Source organism: uncultured Dubosiella sp. (genome assembly GCF_964018005.1).
GTDB lineage: Bacteria > Bacillota_I > Bacilli_A > Erysipelotrichales > Erysipelotrichaceae > Dubosiella > Dubosiella muris.
In genome coordinates this window covers 1-15,700 of sequence record NZ_CAXHOA010000026.1, presented here as the reverse complement: position 1 = coordinate 15,700, position 15,700 = coordinate 1, and the positions used below count along the sequence as shown (strand labels likewise).

27 protein-coding genes are annotated in these 15,700 nt (G+C 42.6%); 6 read left to right on the top strand and 21 right to left on the bottom strand.

What is annotated here, in order from left to right; genetic code table 11:
- The 10 genes from ABNS49_RS12740 to ABNS49_RS12695 all read right to left on the bottom strand — a co-directional run.
- The coding region (locus tag ABNS49_RS12740; RefSeq protein WP_348688260.1) for a dUTP diphosphatase at positions 1-221 on the bottom strand (221 nt) is incomplete at its 3' end.
- Positions 208-492 (bottom strand): hypothetical protein, encoded by a 285-nt coding sequence (locus tag ABNS49_RS12735; RefSeq protein WP_305084867.1) that lies wholly within the window; start codon positions 490-492, stop codon positions 208-210. The genes ABNS49_RS12735 and ABNS49_RS12740, both read right to left, overlap by 14 nt.
- 8 nt (positions 493-500) lie before the next feature.
- Positions 501-815 carry a type II toxin-antitoxin system PemK/MazF family toxin gene (locus ABNS49_RS12730; protein WP_348688275.1) on the bottom strand — a complete coding sequence of 105 codons (315 nt, stop codon included), beginning with the start codon at positions 813-815 and terminating at the stop codon, positions 501-503.
- A gap of 115 nt (positions 816-930) precedes the next feature.
- Positions 931-1,806 (bottom strand): hypothetical protein, encoded by an 876-nt coding sequence (locus ABNS49_RS12725; RefSeq protein ID WP_348688259.1) that lies wholly within the window; start codon positions 1,804-1,806, stop codon positions 931-933.
- A complete protein-coding gene (locus ABNS49_RS12720) occupies positions 1,806-2,285 on the bottom strand; it encodes a hypothetical protein (RefSeq protein WP_348688258.1) in 480 nt (159 codons plus the stop codon). The genes ABNS49_RS12725 and ABNS49_RS12720 overlap by 1 nt, the downstream gene beginning before the upstream one ends.
- A gap of 138 nt (positions 2,286-2,423) precedes the next feature.
- Positions 2,424-2,579, bottom strand: a complete 156-nt coding sequence (locus ABNS49_RS12715) for a hypothetical protein (protein ID WP_348688257.1) — start codon at positions 2,577-2,579, stop codon at positions 2,424-2,426.
- Complete coding sequence (bet, locus tag ABNS49_RS12710; protein ID WP_348688256.1) at positions 2,572-3,324, bottom strand: phage recombination protein Bet; 753 nt, start codon at positions 3,322-3,324, stop codon at positions 2,572-2,574. The genes ABNS49_RS12715 and bet overlap by 8 nt, the downstream gene beginning before the upstream one ends.
- Positions 3,296-3,526, bottom strand: a complete 231-nt coding sequence (locus tag ABNS49_RS12705) for a hypothetical protein (RefSeq protein ID WP_348688255.1) — start codon at positions 3,524-3,526, stop codon at positions 3,296-3,298. Before ABNS49_RS12705 ends, bet begins: the two co-directional genes overlap by 29 nt.
- The gene (locus tag ABNS49_RS12700) at positions 3,514-4,329 is read right to left on the bottom strand and encodes a DUF1351 domain-containing protein (RefSeq protein ID WP_348688254.1); all 816 of its coding nucleotides are present in this window, start codon (positions 4,327-4,329) and stop codon (positions 3,514-3,516) included. Before ABNS49_RS12700 ends, ABNS49_RS12705 begins: the two co-directional genes overlap by 13 nt.
- Positions 4,326-4,988: a lambda-exonuclease family protein gene (locus ABNS49_RS12695; protein ID WP_305151639.1), complete on the bottom strand. Its 663-nt coding sequence runs from the start codon at positions 4,986-4,988 to the stop codon at positions 4,326-4,328. Before ABNS49_RS12695 ends, ABNS49_RS12700 begins: the two co-directional genes overlap by 4 nt.
- Before the next feature lie 56 nt (positions 4,989-5,044).
- On the opposite strand from ABNS49_RS12695, the gene ABNS49_RS12690 reads away from it, so the two are divergent.
- On the top strand, positions 5,045-5,410 hold the full coding sequence (locus ABNS49_RS12690; protein WP_288341630.1) for a hypothetical protein: 366 nt from the start codon (positions 5,045-5,047) through the stop codon (positions 5,408-5,410).
- A gap of 109 nt (positions 5,411-5,519) precedes the next feature.
- On the opposite strand, the gene ABNS49_RS12685 is transcribed toward ABNS49_RS12690, so the two are convergent.
- The 4 genes from ABNS49_RS12685 to ABNS49_RS12670 form a co-directional block, all read right to left on the bottom strand.
- Positions 5,520-5,828 carry an HTH domain-containing protein gene (locus ABNS49_RS12685; RefSeq protein WP_288341628.1) on the bottom strand — a complete coding sequence of 103 codons (309 nt, stop codon included), beginning with the start codon at positions 5,826-5,828 and terminating at the stop codon, positions 5,520-5,522.
- Complete coding sequence (locus tag ABNS49_RS12680) at positions 5,822-6,019, bottom strand: hypothetical protein (RefSeq protein ID WP_348688253.1); 198 nt, start codon at positions 6,017-6,019, stop codon at positions 5,822-5,824. Before ABNS49_RS12680 ends, ABNS49_RS12685 begins: the two co-directional genes overlap by 7 nt.
- A gap of 632 nt (positions 6,020-6,651) precedes the next feature.
- Positions 6,652-6,921 (bottom strand): hypothetical protein, encoded by a 270-nt coding sequence (locus tag ABNS49_RS12675; protein ID WP_348688252.1) that lies wholly within the window; start codon positions 6,919-6,921, stop codon positions 6,652-6,654.
- A 311-nt stretch (positions 6,922-7,232) separates the two neighbouring features.
- The gene (locus ABNS49_RS12670; protein ID WP_348688274.1) at positions 7,233-7,385 is read right to left on the bottom strand and encodes a ribbon-helix-helix protein, CopG family; all 153 of its coding nucleotides are present in this window, start codon (positions 7,383-7,385) and stop codon (positions 7,233-7,235) included.
- A gap of 151 nt (positions 7,386-7,536) precedes the next feature.
- Between ABNS49_RS12670 and ABNS49_RS12665 the strand changes: the two genes are divergently transcribed.
- Positions 7,537-7,758: a hypothetical protein gene (locus tag ABNS49_RS12665; protein WP_305085324.1), complete on the top strand. Its 222-nt coding sequence runs from the start codon at positions 7,537-7,539 to the stop codon at positions 7,756-7,758.
- On the opposite strand, the gene ABNS49_RS12660 is transcribed toward ABNS49_RS12665, so the two are convergent.
- The 4 genes from ABNS49_RS12660 to ABNS49_RS12645 form a co-directional block, all read right to left on the bottom strand.
- On the bottom strand, positions 7,747-8,250 hold the full coding sequence (locus tag ABNS49_RS12660; RefSeq protein WP_348688251.1) for a hypothetical protein: 504 nt from the start codon (positions 8,248-8,250) through the stop codon (positions 7,747-7,749). The genes ABNS49_RS12665 and ABNS49_RS12660 overlap by 12 nt on opposite strands.
- Positions 8,251-8,523: 273 nt before the next feature.
- Positions 8,524-8,721 (bottom strand): hypothetical protein, encoded by a 198-nt coding sequence (locus ABNS49_RS12655; RefSeq protein WP_348688250.1) that lies wholly within the window; start codon positions 8,719-8,721, stop codon positions 8,524-8,526.
- Between the two features lie 260 nt (positions 8,722-8,981).
- A complete protein-coding gene (locus ABNS49_RS12650; RefSeq protein ID WP_348688249.1) occupies positions 8,982-9,203 on the bottom strand; it encodes a hypothetical protein in 222 nt (73 codons plus the stop codon).
- A 42-nt stretch (positions 9,204-9,245) separates the two neighbouring features.
- A complete protein-coding gene (locus tag ABNS49_RS12645; protein ID WP_348688248.1) occupies positions 9,246-9,416 on the bottom strand; it encodes a hypothetical protein in 171 nt (56 codons plus the stop codon).
- A 357-nt stretch (positions 9,417-9,773) separates the two neighbouring features.
- Here ABNS49_RS12645 and ABNS49_RS12640 point away from each other — a divergent pair, with 357 nt between their 5' ends.
- From ABNS49_RS12640 to ABNS49_RS12630, 3 genes are all read left to right on the top strand, one after another.
- Positions 9,774-10,535: a S24 family peptidase gene (locus ABNS49_RS12640; RefSeq protein ID WP_348688247.1), complete on the top strand. Its 762-nt coding sequence runs from the start codon at positions 9,774-9,776 to the stop codon at positions 10,533-10,535.
- Between the two features lie 483 nt (positions 10,536-11,018).
- A complete protein-coding gene (locus ABNS49_RS12635) occupies positions 11,019-11,615 on the top strand; it encodes a hypothetical protein (RefSeq protein WP_348688246.1) in 597 nt (198 codons plus the stop codon).
- Complete coding sequence (locus tag ABNS49_RS12630; RefSeq protein WP_348688245.1) at positions 11,608-11,961, top strand: hypothetical protein; 354 nt, start codon at positions 11,608-11,610, stop codon at positions 11,959-11,961. Before ABNS49_RS12635 ends, ABNS49_RS12630 begins: the two co-directional genes overlap by 8 nt.
- A gap of 302 nt (positions 11,962-12,263) precedes the next feature.
- Here ABNS49_RS12630 and ABNS49_RS12625 read toward each other — a convergent pair whose 3' ends face one another.
- The 3 genes from ABNS49_RS12625 to ABNS49_RS12615 are packed head-to-tail and all read right to left on the bottom strand — an operon-like array spanning position 12,264 to position 14,740.
- Positions 12,264-14,027, bottom strand: a complete 1,764-nt coding sequence (locus ABNS49_RS12625; RefSeq protein WP_348688244.1) for a GH25 family lysozyme — start codon at positions 14,025-14,027, stop codon at positions 12,264-12,266.
- 6 nt (positions 14,028-14,033) lie between these two features.
- Positions 14,034-14,426, bottom strand: coding sequence for a hypothetical protein (locus ABNS49_RS12620; RefSeq protein WP_348688243.1), 393 nt, complete (start codon positions 14,424-14,426; stop codon positions 14,034-14,036).
- 17 nt (positions 14,427-14,443) lie between these two features.
- Positions 14,444-14,740, bottom strand: coding sequence for a phage holin family protein (locus ABNS49_RS12615; protein ID WP_348688242.1), 297 nt, complete (start codon positions 14,738-14,740; stop codon positions 14,444-14,446).
- 27 nt (positions 14,741-14,767) lie between these two features.
- On the opposite strand from ABNS49_RS12615, the gene ABNS49_RS12610 reads away from it, so the two are divergent.
- Positions 14,768-15,691 carry a tyrosine-type recombinase/integrase gene (locus ABNS49_RS12610; RefSeq protein ID WP_348688241.1) on the top strand — a complete coding sequence of 308 codons (924 nt, stop codon included), beginning with the start codon at positions 14,768-14,770 and terminating at the stop codon, positions 15,689-15,691.
- Positions 15,692-15,700: the final 9 nt, after the last annotated feature.

The window sequence follows — 15,700 nt, the reverse complement described above, 5'->3', positions numbered from 1 at the left end:
AGCTCTTCAAGCTGTTTTTCTTTATCGACCTTTCCCGGGTTCGCTTTCCACCAGCACCATTTCGGCTTCATTTCGTGGTTAAGCTCACCGACTTCATCGAGAATAGCCAAGAAATACTGCTCTGGCTTCGGATATGCCTTCATCCCCGCTTTTTCGAAAATCGCCACATCCAATTTCTTTTGCATTTTCAGCATTTCACGCACAATATCACTGTTCGTCATCTTCAATTTCCTTTCTAATTCGCTTCATTTTGTTTTTGATTTCTTTACATTTCAGGCACACGTCCGAGATCGGTACTTTTTCGTCTTTGGTTTCTTCGACATAATCTTTCACCATCTGTTCTTCGATGCCTTTCAGCGCCTTCGGAATTGTTAAGTAGTACCCGATGACCTTCGTATTTTCCTTGCCACTCGTTTTAGCGACCATTTTCTTACAACCTACAAACCCGGTTCCATCGGCTTTGATGTAGTATTCGTCGTCGATATATACCATGTTTCCTCCTAAATGATCCCGATCTGGATCATCGACGCATAGGTCACTCTTTCCAGCTCTCGCGGATTCAATGTCCGGATGTAGTTACCAACTTTTTCCTTCGGCACCGTGGTGAGATACTCGCACTTCGCCGTGCTCAATTCACCGGGTGTATTCACCATGAGCTTGACGTGCGTCGGCATCCACTCTTTTTTGTCGTGGGATGTCATCGGGACGACCGTTAAGTCGTTTCCGTGATCGTTACACTTATTGTTTGACAAGATCACAACTGGACGCCGCTTGGTGAGGTTCCCATTTTTCCCTTCGATGCTCGCCCAGTACATCTGGCCGCGAAGGAAAACACGTGAACTTTTTTCTTCCCATACCTCTCTTTTCATCTTTGGATATGGAACTTTTCGTAGTTGATATTGATGTTTTTCTTTTTTCATAATGTTCCTTTCATCGTTGTTTCGTTAATTCGCGTTGTCGCGCCAAAGCCTTTTCTAGCAACTCTGGCGATGGCGGTGTATTCGGTTTATAGTCATACCATTCCGGTAGATTTGATTGTGTTTGCTTTGAATACGATTTACTCAATTCAAACAATCCCCTCCAACATCTTTCGGTCGACTGGTCGATGATTGCGATCTTCTCTCTCTCGTTGTGTCCAATTCGATTCAATTTATTGATTAACCCGTTCAAGGCTCGCTGCGTCGTTACAGGCGCTTTGATGGACCTTCGCATTTCCAAGAAGGCTCTCCACGCTTCCTTCATTTCTGGACCCATATCCGATTTTTCGATTTCTCGGATCGCCGAGAACTTTTCGGCCTTCGGTTCTTCTTTAACCGGTTTGCTTTCTGGTTTCACTTCCACCTTTTTCATGCTTTCGAAATCAATAGAAGCGAAGAAATCGGCGACGACCGTTTCCATCTTTTTGCCTTCTGCGATCAAATGATCGTATACGGCCTTCACCAAAGTTTTGTCCTGGATCTGTTCATATGCTCCACTCAATGCGTCTGCGATCGGCTTCCCGCCTGATTTGATGCCCCAGGTCGTATAGTCTAAGATCGCGATCTCACCGGTTTCGAAGTTGTATTCGATTAATTTGTGGTACTCCACAAAGCGCTTAATCAGCGCTTTTACAGTTTGCTCGTTGTAACCCATGTCGCAGGCGATTTGACGCACTGTCAGCGCGAAAACGCCCAATAACGTTGTCTGCGGGTTTGTGTTCACGTAAACCCAAAAGAATTTATCTTCCGCGGTCATGTTCATCTGCATTATGTTTGTCCGCCACATATCGACCGGAAAATTTCTCGTTTTCACTTTGTTCGTTGCCATTAGCTAAGTCCTCCCGCGATCTCAAACTTGACCGCCTCCATACGTTTTTTGATGGCGTTTATTTTTTCGCCAATCGAATCATATGCGATCTTGAAACGTTTCAAGTCGCTTTCTTTTTTCGCCAGCTGCTTCCGGTCATTTTCGTACTGTGCAGCTGCCAATGCTTCAAAGTATTTCATGGCCGGCGGCTTCCCCTCTCCGTTCCAGTTGGTTCGACGAGTTACTATTGCAATATTCTCGTTTGCTTCGAGATTCGCCTTCATCACGACATACTCCTCTGTAAGCCGCGCGATCATTTCCCCAAGCAATACGTTTTGATTTGCCAGGTTCTCGATGTTCAGCGCCATGCCGCCCATCGTGTCCGCATCCTCGTCGTATTTTGCAATCAGCAAATCGAGCTGATCTTTAATTTGTTGGTTTTCCCAATTCTTCAAATTGAATGGATTGAAAAGGTATAACCTTTCAGTTTGAGTGCGCATTGTACATTACCTCCTCATCATCAAATTCCCCGTAAAGGGAGAAGAGATAATGCTTTGCCTGCGCCAGCATTCGATCTCTTCGTGGTGTCTGATCCAACAATGTGTGACATCACCGGCAGACGGTGATTATATTTTTCTCTACTCCCAGGCCGCCTGCGCTGCGTGGAACAACGTGAGCTTCGGGGCGAGCGTATGCATTCCCGCAAAGATGCATCGCCCGCCATCGCGCTCCCATACAGCGTCTTTTACTTCCTTCGGGATGTCGGTTGCTTGGGAGCGCTTCGACTTATACAAAGCTCGGTCGATCCATTACTGGTTCCGAATACGTTTCTTCTGGCTGGATGAATTGTTGTGGAACCTGTTCCGGGATTTGCTGCGGCTCTTGATACATTTCTTCCGGTTGCTGAATTGGCGTTACACTCACTGGCTCTTCCGCCGCATTCATTTCTTCTTGAACGTAAAGGCCGCTCAATTTATCCGGGTACGCATCGCGCAATGCCTGCGAAAGCGCCACTTTACGAATCATCGTTCCCGGCTTGGTACCCCACATACTGTTTACCTCGCCATTTTTCTTACGCTGGACATACTCGTCGAAAGAAACACAGGCCCTATAAGGGTGTGAGCGGTTTTTCTTATAAACATCCGCCCAACCTCCGACTAATTTTTCTCGCTCCTTCAAGTGGAAAGATCCAGGACGGTATTCGATATTTCCATCCTCTTTCACCAAGATGATCCCGGCTTGGTACCCGTCGAAATCCTGCGATTGCTCCGCTCTTTTTTGGATCGCCGCGATCGAAGTTACCGTTTGCGCTGGTTGATCTCCGTATTTGATCAAGTACGCGTCCTTAATAAACGGGTTAAGGCCCATTGCTCTACAAAGGTGAATGAAATACACGATTTCTTGATCTGTCACATTTCCTCCACCACTCACAAGGTTATTGCGAATGATAGAAGGAGACAGTTTAACCTCATCATCCCCAACCATGAATTTCGTGACTTGTTCTGGTTTTCTATTTGCTAAATTGTTTTGTACTTGCATTTTCTTCTCCTTCCAATCTTTCAATTTCGTTTTTAATTTTCTTGTTTACTTCTTTCATGATCGCGTCAAATTCATTTGAAAACGCGATGAAAGCTAAAATGAATTTCTCGGTTTTTTTGATTCCTTCTTTGATTCCGGCTCGACGGCCGAGGTAGAAGCAAATCAAGCCGGATGCCATCGTGGCGGCGATTAGGACTGCCATTTTCGCAATACCTCGCATTTAATCTTGTTGGCAAAGATATAATCCGCCAACGCGTTCATCTGTTCCTTGCTTCCACTGATTCTAAATTCAGCGTTATAGACAATTCCTGACGCCTCATTTGCCATCGGCTGGATATTTGGTTGGATTGGTTGCTGAATCGCGCTAGGATTGTTCGCTACGGCGTCCTGTGATGCCTTTACGGCTTGTTTCGCTGCTGCAATCTTGTCGGCCTCCATTTTTGCCATGACGGGATCCAGCGTTCTGTCAAATACGTCAATGACTTGCTGGCGTTCGACTGGATCCAACGGAAGGAAAGATTCTACAGCCATTTCCTTCATCTGGATGCCTTCGACAAGGCGCGCCATATCCTCTTTGATTTTTTTCAGGCTGGCCGATTTATTCAGCCATTCCTTTTTCTTTACGAGATCATAAGGTCTATCCGACATGGTGTACCAGAGTTCTTCTAACTCCATGTCTTTTTTGGATTTCTCCTCGTCTTCAAGCTGCTTGATTCCAGCGCCGAGATTGTCGGCGTATTCCTTGATTTTTTTCTCGGCCGCCATGATCGCCTTTTTGTCGACTTCCCACGTTCCGAATACCGCCTTTTCCGTCCGCTTACGTTCGTCGCTGATTTGCGTGACTAATTTGTTCAGCGCTGCACGATCTTCCTTCGCAGCGTCGTATACCTCCGGCGTAACGACGTAATTGTATTTTTGGAGGGCTGGGTCGAGTTGCCCCAATACCTCCGCTGCATTCGTTTTGATGACGCCGTTCACGACATCTACCGATAATTCAAATTTCATAAATTGATTTCGAGCGGCGGCCTCTTTTTCGGGATGTAATACCGCTCTATTTCCTCCTTTTCTTTGTCTAACAACCATTTAATGTCTTCTTCGACATTTTCGTTTCTTTCGATCGTCACCTCGATGATCCTGGCGCTTCCGTCTGAAAACCGTAGCTCTGCGGTCAAGATCACGAATTCAAATCCCGTCACGATCAAGCCGTGAAGGACTTGAATGTAATACGCGTCTGGTATGCGATTGTTCCATTGGTTGTAATCGGCTTTGCCGTGAACCAAATGCGTTTTGCATTCCCAGATTCCGCGCGATCCATCTTTTCTAAGTAGCAATCCATCCGGGCTGTATGCCATCCAGTCATACAATTTCGAATCCAAGATGACGTCCGGCTCATACTGGACATCCAGATCGGGATGCTTCAGCGCAAACAGCGCTCTCAAATGCTCCTCGGCTTTAGCCCCGTACTCAATCGCTGGCGACCATATTTCTTGACGCTTTCCTTCGACCTTGTCGTCCCAAAGCTGGGCCTTGGTCTTCCAAGAATTCATACCGATCAAGACCGAAGCATCGCTTCCTCCGATGCGCTTTTGCCGGCGATCAAGCCACTCGCCACGGTCTTTCGAACGCAACACAAGGAAAGCGTATGTTTCTTTATATAAGTTCATTTTTTATCCTTCATAAGTACCCATATTTGTGATACACTCTTGACTAAGAGTTGGAGGTGATTCACGTTGAAGAAACTTTTGACTCTCCCTATTCTTCTGAAATAATTTCGATCCGCATCACGTGCTCGCAGGTGAATGCTTTTGGTTATAGCGACCTGGCAGGCTATGACAGTTTTAAGAAACGCCATCGACAACAAGCTGGAGCTTCAATGATCTTGATTGTTTTTCTTGCAATAGGTACAAGCCTTGAGCAGATGCGTCCTGCTCCAAGTGCAAGAGTGTATCGTTATGGGGTTCACAGAAGTAAACAAATTCGCACCCGTCGGAACCATAACTTCCGTCGGATTTTTTATTTACTTCAGAAAAACAGCTTATCGACTGATGCCTTCGGGAAAGCAGCTTTCAGCTTTTTCATGAACTGATAGCTTGGATTGTTTTCCCCTTGCTCAACTTTTCGATAATACGAGAGTGAAACGCCAATTTTTGACGCCATCTGATTTTGCGTCAGCCTCTTTCCTTCCCGGAATTTTTTTAGCTCGTCCACTTCTCCATCTCCTTCAATATGCGCTCTGCTTTTTCAACTGGAAGCATAATCATTTCGGCGCGCTTGGTGCGTTCCCTGATATAATGTTTCAAATCATCCACGGTGCGTGCTAGGCGATACCCCGGCATGTCCGAAGTGCCAATCACGAAAACGTTCTCGTACGGGCCGCCTGCCACATTAATATCGGCGATCTTGTCGCGCAGGTTGCGATCGCTGACATTTAACTCGTCACATAACTCTTCTCTCGTCATCCAAAAGCGCGTTTCAAGCGCTTTGATGATGCGCTCGTCTACCACAATATACCCCTCGCAATCAATGCGAGGCAGATGCCGATAGACACCATCATGCCTGCCGAAACGGCTAGGAACACCATCGAGATAAGCTCTCGGCGCTCCGCCATTTCCATCGTCACGCGAATTTCTTCGCGCTCTTTTCTGTCTTTTTCCCAATGTTCAACGAAATCCGGAATTAATAAGTCTTTTTTCATAACTTTCCCCTCCAATACGGTGTTTCCAATCTGGATTGGACTTCCTGAATACTTTCAAAACCTTCCGCGATGTGAACCCACATCACTTTTTCTTCAATCGGAATTTCCTTATCGAAAATTCTTTTAAGGTCGCTCTTCATCTTCCACCTCGAAGTCGTTGTAGTCTTCATAGCCACCACGACCCATTTTCATATCTTCGTAATCGCGCATTGCGTCAAAGTCGTACACTAACATCGAATTTATCCCCCACAAAAATGTATGTTTCGTTTCTGTAATTACTTTTGAAAATTCTTCCTTCGATCGAAAGAAATGATCCACCACGAACTTTCATGATTTTCTTTGCGTTTTCTCCGAAGAAAACTACCATAAATTTCGTCTTCTTACCGGAGTGAAATCCATCGTTCACACAAATATAAGCGTAGACACGTTCGATTTCTTCCTTGTCGTTTTCCTTATACCATTTCCTCCGTAAATGCCCTTCCATTTGAAATTTAGTCTCCATGTATCCTGCCTTCCGTCTGGACGTTTTCGCCGGCGTAAATATCTGCATCCACCAATTCAATTTCTCCGGCCCGATTTTCCTCGAATCGCCAACGCCGATATGCGCCCTTCATCTTGAATTTAGGTGGCATTTAATCGAATACTCGCCTTTCCTCGTGTGGCATAATATCTTCATTGGCGAATTCGATTCTCTCCGCTCGTAGATGGAGCGGGCACGACGGATTCATTTTGATATATCCTTTTACCGTTACTGGCGCGCCATATCTGATTCTCGAGGCGATGTATTCATACATCGTTCCGACGAGGATTTCGATTCTGTCGTCGATGTACACCCCTTTGTCGTTCGGGAACTCTGGTCGAACATCGACTCTAATCGTCGTGATCCCGTCTTTTTTCCACATTCTCCCGAACTTTCCTTTCAATTCAAACTTGTTATTTTTAATGTCATTTCCTTTCCGGGACAAAAAAAGTCCCTTGATTTTCGCACTGAAACCTCAAGAGACTCGTTATAATTCATAGATTATCGCCTTTTTTGTACGTCAAAACGGTTTAACAAAAAACCTTTTGTGATACAATAAGGGCGTAATCTCTTTGAGGTTGCAAAAGTTCTTGGAAGCTAGCGTAACTTTGTCGCCAAACTTACTACGTGTTTTAATTAAGTTTTGAGTAACCGTCTTTCGTTCGACCAAAAACATCAGCGGTTACTCTTGTTTTATTTAAAATACTCATTCAGGGCTTGTCTAATCACATCGGATTTTGACAAGCTCTTTTTTTCACAATAGGAATTTAACTTTTCAAGCGTTTCGTCATCTAGTCTTATTCCTATTCGTGTGGACTTTTTAGACCCTATAATCGGTCGGCCCATTTTCTTTTTCGTCGAATCATTCATTTTACCTCGCTTTCTACTTTCGTTCGACATAAGTATCATAAACTTTTGTTCGACATAAGTCAACAACTTTTATCATTTTTTCTCCCCCTCCTCTGGTAAAATGTTTACGAGAAAGGGGGTGAAGATAATGATTTCTTTTTACAAGTTCTATCTTTTTGATGGAAAGCGTTATTTCGCACACGCTAAGCCTATTGTTGATGGAATTGAATTTTCCGATAAAAAAGCATTATTCGATCATCTACAAAATTCTTCTAAGCGGTTTTTTGAAATTGTAGATACCGACGGAAGCAAACATCTGGTTTCATACAGTCAGCTTATTCGTGTCGAAATTCATGAATCATCCTCTTAAATAGGAATCAATCATTTTTAGGATCACTTCTCCGTTTATGCATCCAAACAACGGAGTTAGAATCTTTGCAACCTCGAATTCATCCTTTCCAAGGATTTTTTCCTTTAATCGGTCTACTAGAATTTCGATACTTGCATCAGGATCCTTTTTAGCCAATTCGTCCGTCAGCGAGTTGGCTTTTTCCAGTTTTTGATTGATGCGAGTGATTTGTTCCTCGTATACATTCAATCCAACGAGATTAAGTTTCACGTCGATTTCTTTTGGTTCGATTGTGACCATTCTGCCATCTCCTTCTCCGCCGCTTCGACCTGCGCCTGAATTTTTTTTGTTCAATTCTTCCGCCTCTGCTTTTGCCTTCACGTTCAGCTCGTAATTGTGAACAGCCAATCGGTGGCTATCCTCCAAGATTTTGAGTTCACGCTTTTGCACCTTCACCAGCTCGTCAAATGACTTGGCGATGCGGTCAAGGTACTTTTCGCACTTTTCTGTCATCGTTTTTTTTCTCCTTCTTCTCCCTATCCTGCTATACTTCCAGATGGAAAGGGGGTGTAAAAATGTCTATCTCTCACTTTAAAATCCAAACTTTGGGCGATGAGGGGTTTTCTTGCCTTAACAAAATCCCTATCATTGATGGTCAGAAATTCGATAGCGTCACCGAATTGTTCGAACATCTGAACGATTCTCGTAACGATTATGTCCTCGTTTATAATGATCTATCGCATCAAAGCCACATCTATCCCAAATCCTCTATTCTTAGAATCACCGTTACCGAATACGAAGAATCTTAAGAATATCCATCGGGCAAGGTAACAACGCCCGTTCGATAATCTCCGCCTTTTGATACGAAGAAAGAGGAGCGATTGTTTCGGCCAGTTCATCTGCCAATGAATTGGCTTTTTTTATGCGCTCTAGATACCGGTATTCTTCCTCCGATACCGTCCGCACTTTCTTTGCTTCTTCCATAGTGCATCCTTTCTACAAATCTCTTGAGGTTCAGTTGTCAAATATCGAATATTTTGAAATTTGTTGAAATCTACAAGCATCTCAAACTCAAACAAACATCAAACATAGATGCCATAAGCATCTAACCTAAACCCGATCGGCCGGTTGGGCTTTTCAACCGGCGCAAAAGCTAGAAATTAAAGTCGTCAGCGTTGTGTGGATTTGTTGTGTGGGGTAGCTTTTGATCGGATTCAGGTTAGGTGTTTACAGCACGCAAGCACCTAATTCCCAAGCGCCCGTACATTCCCCGCCGCGTTCGGGAAAAACTCAAGATAGATTTTTGATGGGATCACGGACTTGCCTATCAGCTTTGATTCGTAGGTATCCCGGAAAGCCACGCCTTCCACCTTCTCCGCGCGCAGCGTCCGAAGGATGTGATACGCCTTCGACTTCGAGACGCCGTTGATCTTCATGACGTCATATACGTTTAAATAAGATTTCATAGCATTCCTTTCTTACTGTGGCAAAATATATCGAATTGGAACTTACCGTTGAGGAGGCTGAATCCCTGACTCAAACGCCTTAATCGCTTCCTCAAGCTCAATCCGCTCTTTTGACACCTTATATACCGTATTGACGAAATCTAAATCATCGCCTCCAGCAATCATTTCGATGATTGCTTTTTTCGTTTCTTTGTCCGTATCTACTCCACCCACCTAAACAATTCGTCTATTGACATATTCGTTTTCAAGATATGCTTTGTTTTCCTACATTCCGTCAAAGTCCAATCGACTTTTCTTTTAAATTTGTCGTAAATTGTAGACACTCCGATCCCCAACTCATGTGCTAATTCCTTTTTTTGCATTCTATTTTTTAAGAGTTCGATTTCCAAATTCTCATACATCGGATATACCTCCTTTGCCAAAATTGCGTTATTTCGCATTTACATCCCTAGTATAATCCGATATTACGCGTTTAGTCAACCCTTTTTCCTTAAGAATTACAGTTTACCGCATCGTCTGTATGGATTTATAAAAATTATTCAATTAAAATAAATCTAGGAGGAAAGGACGATGAGTGTTGAAGAAAAATTAAAAAACCTAATCATCGAAAGATTTGATTCTGTCAAGCGTTTTTCAAACGAAATCGGAATAAAATACACTACACTTGACACTATGCTGAAGAAAAACATTGGAAATGCCGGTGTATCAAACGTTATCAAGATATGCCGTGCACTCAACATTGACATTGATGCTCTCGCTGAAGGCAGAATCGAGCCAAAAAGGAAAATAAAAACCGATCTTACTTTTGCCGAAGATTCCTTCTTAAGCAAGTATAGATCTCTCTCGACCTATGACCGCGAAACTCTGCTATATTTGACAAACCGTATACTCGATCGCATTCCTGAAACTCAAATAATCAAAGAGGAACCGCTGCGATACATCACAAGGCCAGCCTATATGATCTCTCCATCCGCTGGAACGGGTCAGTGGCTTCCTGATGACCTCCCTATGGTCGATATTCCGGTTCCCGATACTCCGGAGACGGAAAAGGCAGATTTCATTCTAAAAGTCTTCGGGAAGTCTATGGAGCCAAAATACAAAGACGGCGATCTGGTGCTTGTCAAAAAAGCGGATGCAGTCGACATAGGAAAAGTTGGAATATTCGTCGTCAACGGCGAAGCGTTGATAAAAGAATGCCGAGATGGAATATTGCATTCCATCAACCAAAATTACGGCGATATAATTTTAGAAGATAACGATACAGTTCGTTGCTTAGGTGAAGTGATTGGAACATTAAATAAAAAAGGAATTATTTTAAACAAGACTCAATAAAAAATGAGTCTTTTTTATTATTTATACTATCTAAATTGATTAGTAAATAAAAAGAAAGATTTAAATATATATTAAAAGATAAATATATACTCTTACCCCTACCGGTATACGAATCGTAAACGTACCGTCTACGACTCGGAAAATGGGCTTTAAATCCCCATTTTATCGAATTGAATCATTTATTAACACATAGCGTTAATATTTACGAAAATTCGTTTTTCGCTCTCTTTTTTACCCTTCGAAAATGCCCTTTACGAGTCGGTTACGATTCGTTACCGAGCCGTAAAACACAAAAAAAAGAGAAGCAGATTCACCGCTTCTCTCAAGTTTACCTCCGGAAAGACAAACCCCATTTAGCAATATTATACATATTTTATCAAATAAAAAAAGATTATATTTTATCGTTGTATCTGATAGAATAAGTATATAGGAAAGGAATTATTTTAATATGAAGAAAATTTTATTTTTATCAATTCCCTTTTTGTGCTCGGTCTTTCTGGTTGTGCTCCGAAAGAAGATTTCTCTTTTGCTGATGATCCTTACCATGTTGAATATGGAACGGAAATCACTGAAGACGTTTTAAAGGATAATCTATTGAATGCTGATATTTCAGATAGTGAAATTGAATTTTCCATAGACGGAAGAAACGAAGTCACAAAAAACTATCTCCCAATCGGCGAGTATACAGCAACTTTAAATTCGGAAGGGTTTAATCAAAGTGAACTAAAAATCGTTATTGAGGATACAACACCACCCGTTTTGAAATCATCTGAAAATTATTCTTTTACCAATGAAAATAATCACAATTTAAAAGATTATGTATATTTCGATGATCCCAGCGAATTTACAGTTGACATAAAGGAGGATGACACAGACTTAAATGTTCCTGGCAAATACACAATCCACGCCACTGCAACAGATTCATTAGGAAATAAATCTGATGAAGTCACGATAAATATAGAAGTAATTGATTATAAAGAGGCCGAAAAGAAAAAAGCAGAAGAAGAAGCGAAGAAAAAAAGCGGAAGAAGAACAAAAACAAAAAGAAGAAGCAGAAAAGAAAAAACAAGAAATGCTTGACGCTCCGATTACCGACGATCAAATCAGCGATGCTGAAATAGCCTCTATGTTTTTAATTGAGCCATATGTAACATATGCTGATTCATTAGAATGGCCTTCTTTCGTTGAAAGACTTGATGGTGCTTGGAAAGTATCTAAAGATAACGATTATATTACTGTTGTTTCTTTCTTTAATGCTGCGAATGGGTTTGGTCAATCAAAAAAATATCCTTTTATTGCACAATTCAAATTAAAAGATGATGGATCAATCGGCGATGCAATAACACTTGTGATTGACGGAGAACCTATCTTCGGAGAAGTTCAGGTATATGATTTCGAAAATTCAAACTACGATATTTATAATTAGTTAATTTTTTCGAACAAGCAAAACTCCCCTATTGGGAGTTTTTTCTTATCCAAAAATCCTGTTCATCATCCCCACCAAAGCATAGTCGGATATTTTGTCGGATATTATCAAGAAACAATGCACAAAAAGACAAAACATAAGCCAAAAAAGCACTTAAAACATATAAAAAACACTTTTAAAAAAATCCCACCGTAGAAACGCTTCACAACGTATATGCGCACTGGTTTAAGGCCGGAGATCAAGGAATCATTGATTTTATGAATAGTGACAATTAAAAAGGAGTCAAAACGACTCCTTTTGTTTTATCCAAACATTTTATCAAATAACTGATTCCAGTTTTTGTAAAATTTCGTCTGCTCGTCAATGAGCTTGTCCACAGTTTCCTGATTCGGGAATTGTGGAATCTCCGGTTTTGGCTGCTCCGGCTCTTTAACCGGATGCGAAGCCATTTCCGAGAAATCCACGTAGCATACGTTTTTATCGTATGGAATCGCGGTGTACTGGTATAGAACGCATTTTCCGGAGAAATCCTTTTGGAGCGTACCGTCGTTGCTGCCCCAGTCGGCGTTCCATTTCGGGTATTTATCGCCGCAGAGAACGAGGTTTGCAAACCACCATGTACTTGAATAAATGCCCGTGTAGTACCCTTTGGATTTGACATAGTCACAGAAAATCTCGCAAAACTTCGTGCAGTTCTCTTTTGTCAGCGCACCGCGGTTTTCTTTGTACTTGTCAGCGTCCTCCATGTCGTACCAGACTCCCAGAGGCACATCAATGTCTTTGATAGCCTCAAGGATATACTGCGCTTCCTCGAGCGCTTGCTCATTGTCCAGTGCGTAAGAATAGCAATACACGCCGAAAGGAACTCCTGCTTCTTGACACTTTTTGACATTTTCAGCAAAAAGTTTGTCCATATTCGTGCCGAAAGTGGCCCGAATGATGACAAATCCCTGCCCTTTTACATCAAAGTTTGGGTTATGCTCCGAAATGTCGCAGCCCCACGCTTTGACGTTTTTATCCAATTTTGGTTCTTCCGGCTTTGGATCGGCTGGCTTTTCAGGATTGGATGGTTTGACTTCCTCGACTGGCCCGCAGTCGGCCCATTTGTCTTTGCCATACTCTTCCGATCCAGATACAGCAATAAAGAAATAGTCGTTGCCTTGCTTGCGCACAACATAGCGATGCCCATTCCCTATATATTTATATTGGTAAATGACGCTGTCGCCAGTCTTGAACGTCCGCACGACTTCGCCTTTCGGGCCGCCTTTTCTTTCGCGTACGTCGTCGACTGTGAACGTCGCTTTGCCGTCTTCCTGGATCAAATCTTTTATAATATCTTTACTTTCGTCAATATCGACTGGTTCCGCCCACTTCTCTACTCCGTACGTTTCCGCTCCGGAAATAGCCAAGTAGATTTTATTCGGTCCCTCATTCCAAACGATATATCTATGGCCGTTACCAACATATTTATATTGATACTTTACAATATCTCCCATTTTATATTGACGGACAATATTACCGGTTGGACCATTTGCCCGAGCATTGATTTCATCAACTGTGATTTTCATTGCCCCATTTTCTTCAATAAGTTTTCCATTTGTATCCACCGGCGTTGGGTTTGTCGTGAATCCCTTATACCGCAAAGCGCCTAAGGCTCCAGAACACGAAATGCTTGTGAGTACACCAGTGGAATGAGCGGTACCCTGATTAGAACCTAAGAAAATACCGCGATTGGCTGGATCACTAGGATCATCTTTTACAAACATTGCCACGTGAGAAGATGGACATTCCATTGCGCCTTTTGCCCAAAGAACAATATCTCCTTCCTTCAAAGTTCCAGTTATGTAATCGAAGTACGGCGCTAGTCCTAATGCATCGCGTCGATACCATATTTGATCGGCATATCCATCACCACCGATTGGACGCGTTGGGTTTGGGTACCCAATGTCTTTCAAAAAAATTTTATACAAGTCAACGCATTGGATGCCTGCTACTCCGTCAATATCGTATATAGTCCCTATATGGCTATTGATCCAATTCGTAGGATTGATCTTAACCAATGACATCTTCAATCACTCCTTTATATTTTTTGCTTTTTCAAAAAGAAAATCGTCAATCTCTTGCGCGCTTTTCTCTAACTGGATTTGATGATTTCCGTCAACCAGATGATGCGTAACTGCGCTCAAAGACCGCATGATTATTCCGTTCATGGACTGTTGCTTCAAAAGCGACTCACTATCGTTTAGCAGTTTGGAATAATTGCTTTGAATCGCTTCTTTGACCCCTCTAACCTCTTCGTCGTGCTTATCATTAAGCTCCTTAACGCTTGCGGTATTCTTGTCGATCTTTTCGTCAATGGCGTCAAACTTCTTTTTGACGAACTTTTCATAAGCGCCATAAATCACGGTTAGCGACGTTAATACGCTAGCAATCCATACAAGGGCTTCTTTTAAAGATTCGAACATTATTTTTCTCCATCTTCTTAGCTTTTATCTTCTTTTTCATGAACATTCGTGTTAGTGCTTAATCCCTCAATCGTCCGAGTAAAGGTTTGATGCAGACCGACCGATGCCAGGCCGGTAATGGCTCCCTGTGCAATGATTCCAACATCGAAAGACCACTTCATCCAGCACGTCAGCACGATCCCGAGGAACATTAACGTCAACGGGATGTAGTCGTGTGTTTTATTTTCCACGAGCGTCATATGCTTCCAGACATATCCGACGCAAAGACAGATAATCAAAACAGAAGGTTCGATTAAATTCATGATATTTTCCATAGTATCCTACTATCTAGGGCGCTTTTAATGTCTTCCCGGGACGAAAGGACTGAAAACATGAAATATAAAGATTTATTAGATCGCTGGCTCGAAGACCAACGTACCTACCAAAAATATTCGACTTATTCCCTTTACTATAATTTGTGCCAAAATCACATCATACCCGCCCTTGGCAGCATCGACATAGAGCACATTAATCAAGATATTGTGCAAGAATTTATCCTGCAAAAGCTGGATCACGGCAATCTTGTCGACGGCTCCGGACTGTCTATGAAGTATGTCAAGGATCTACTTTGCATCATCAATTTGACTCTAGGGAAAGGCCTGGAAATCAGGCTTCCATACGAGTCCCCGAAGCAAATTGAGATTTTCGAGAAAGACGAACAAATCGCCTTAATCAATCATTTGCAATCGAATATCAATCCGCGCAATTTCGGAATCCTGCTCTGCATCCATACGGGAATGCGCATCGGCGAGCTGTGTGCGCTGAAATGGAGTGATATTGACCTCATGAACCGGACCGTCAAAATCGACAAGACAATGATTCGCACTTATACGAAGCTGGATGGATCGGTGCTACGCGTGACGCCACCGAAATCCAGATCGAGTAATCGCGTCATCCCGCTTAACTCCACGATCATGTACTATGCCAACCTATTGCAGTGTGACGATGAAACCTATGTGATAAGCGGTTCCGATCACTATATCGAACCTAACAAATACAGGCTGTACTACAACCGCATTCTCAAAAATCTAGGAATCGAACACAAGAAATTCCATTCACTGCGTCACACCTTTGCGACGCGATGCATCGAGTGTGGCTGCGATTACAAATCCTTGAGCCAGCTCTTAGGCCATTCAAACGTCGCCATTACAATGAATCTTTACGTCCACCCGCAAATGGAGCTGAAAAGAAAGTGCGTTGAATTGCTTGTCGAGTATTACAAGTAAATGTATGTC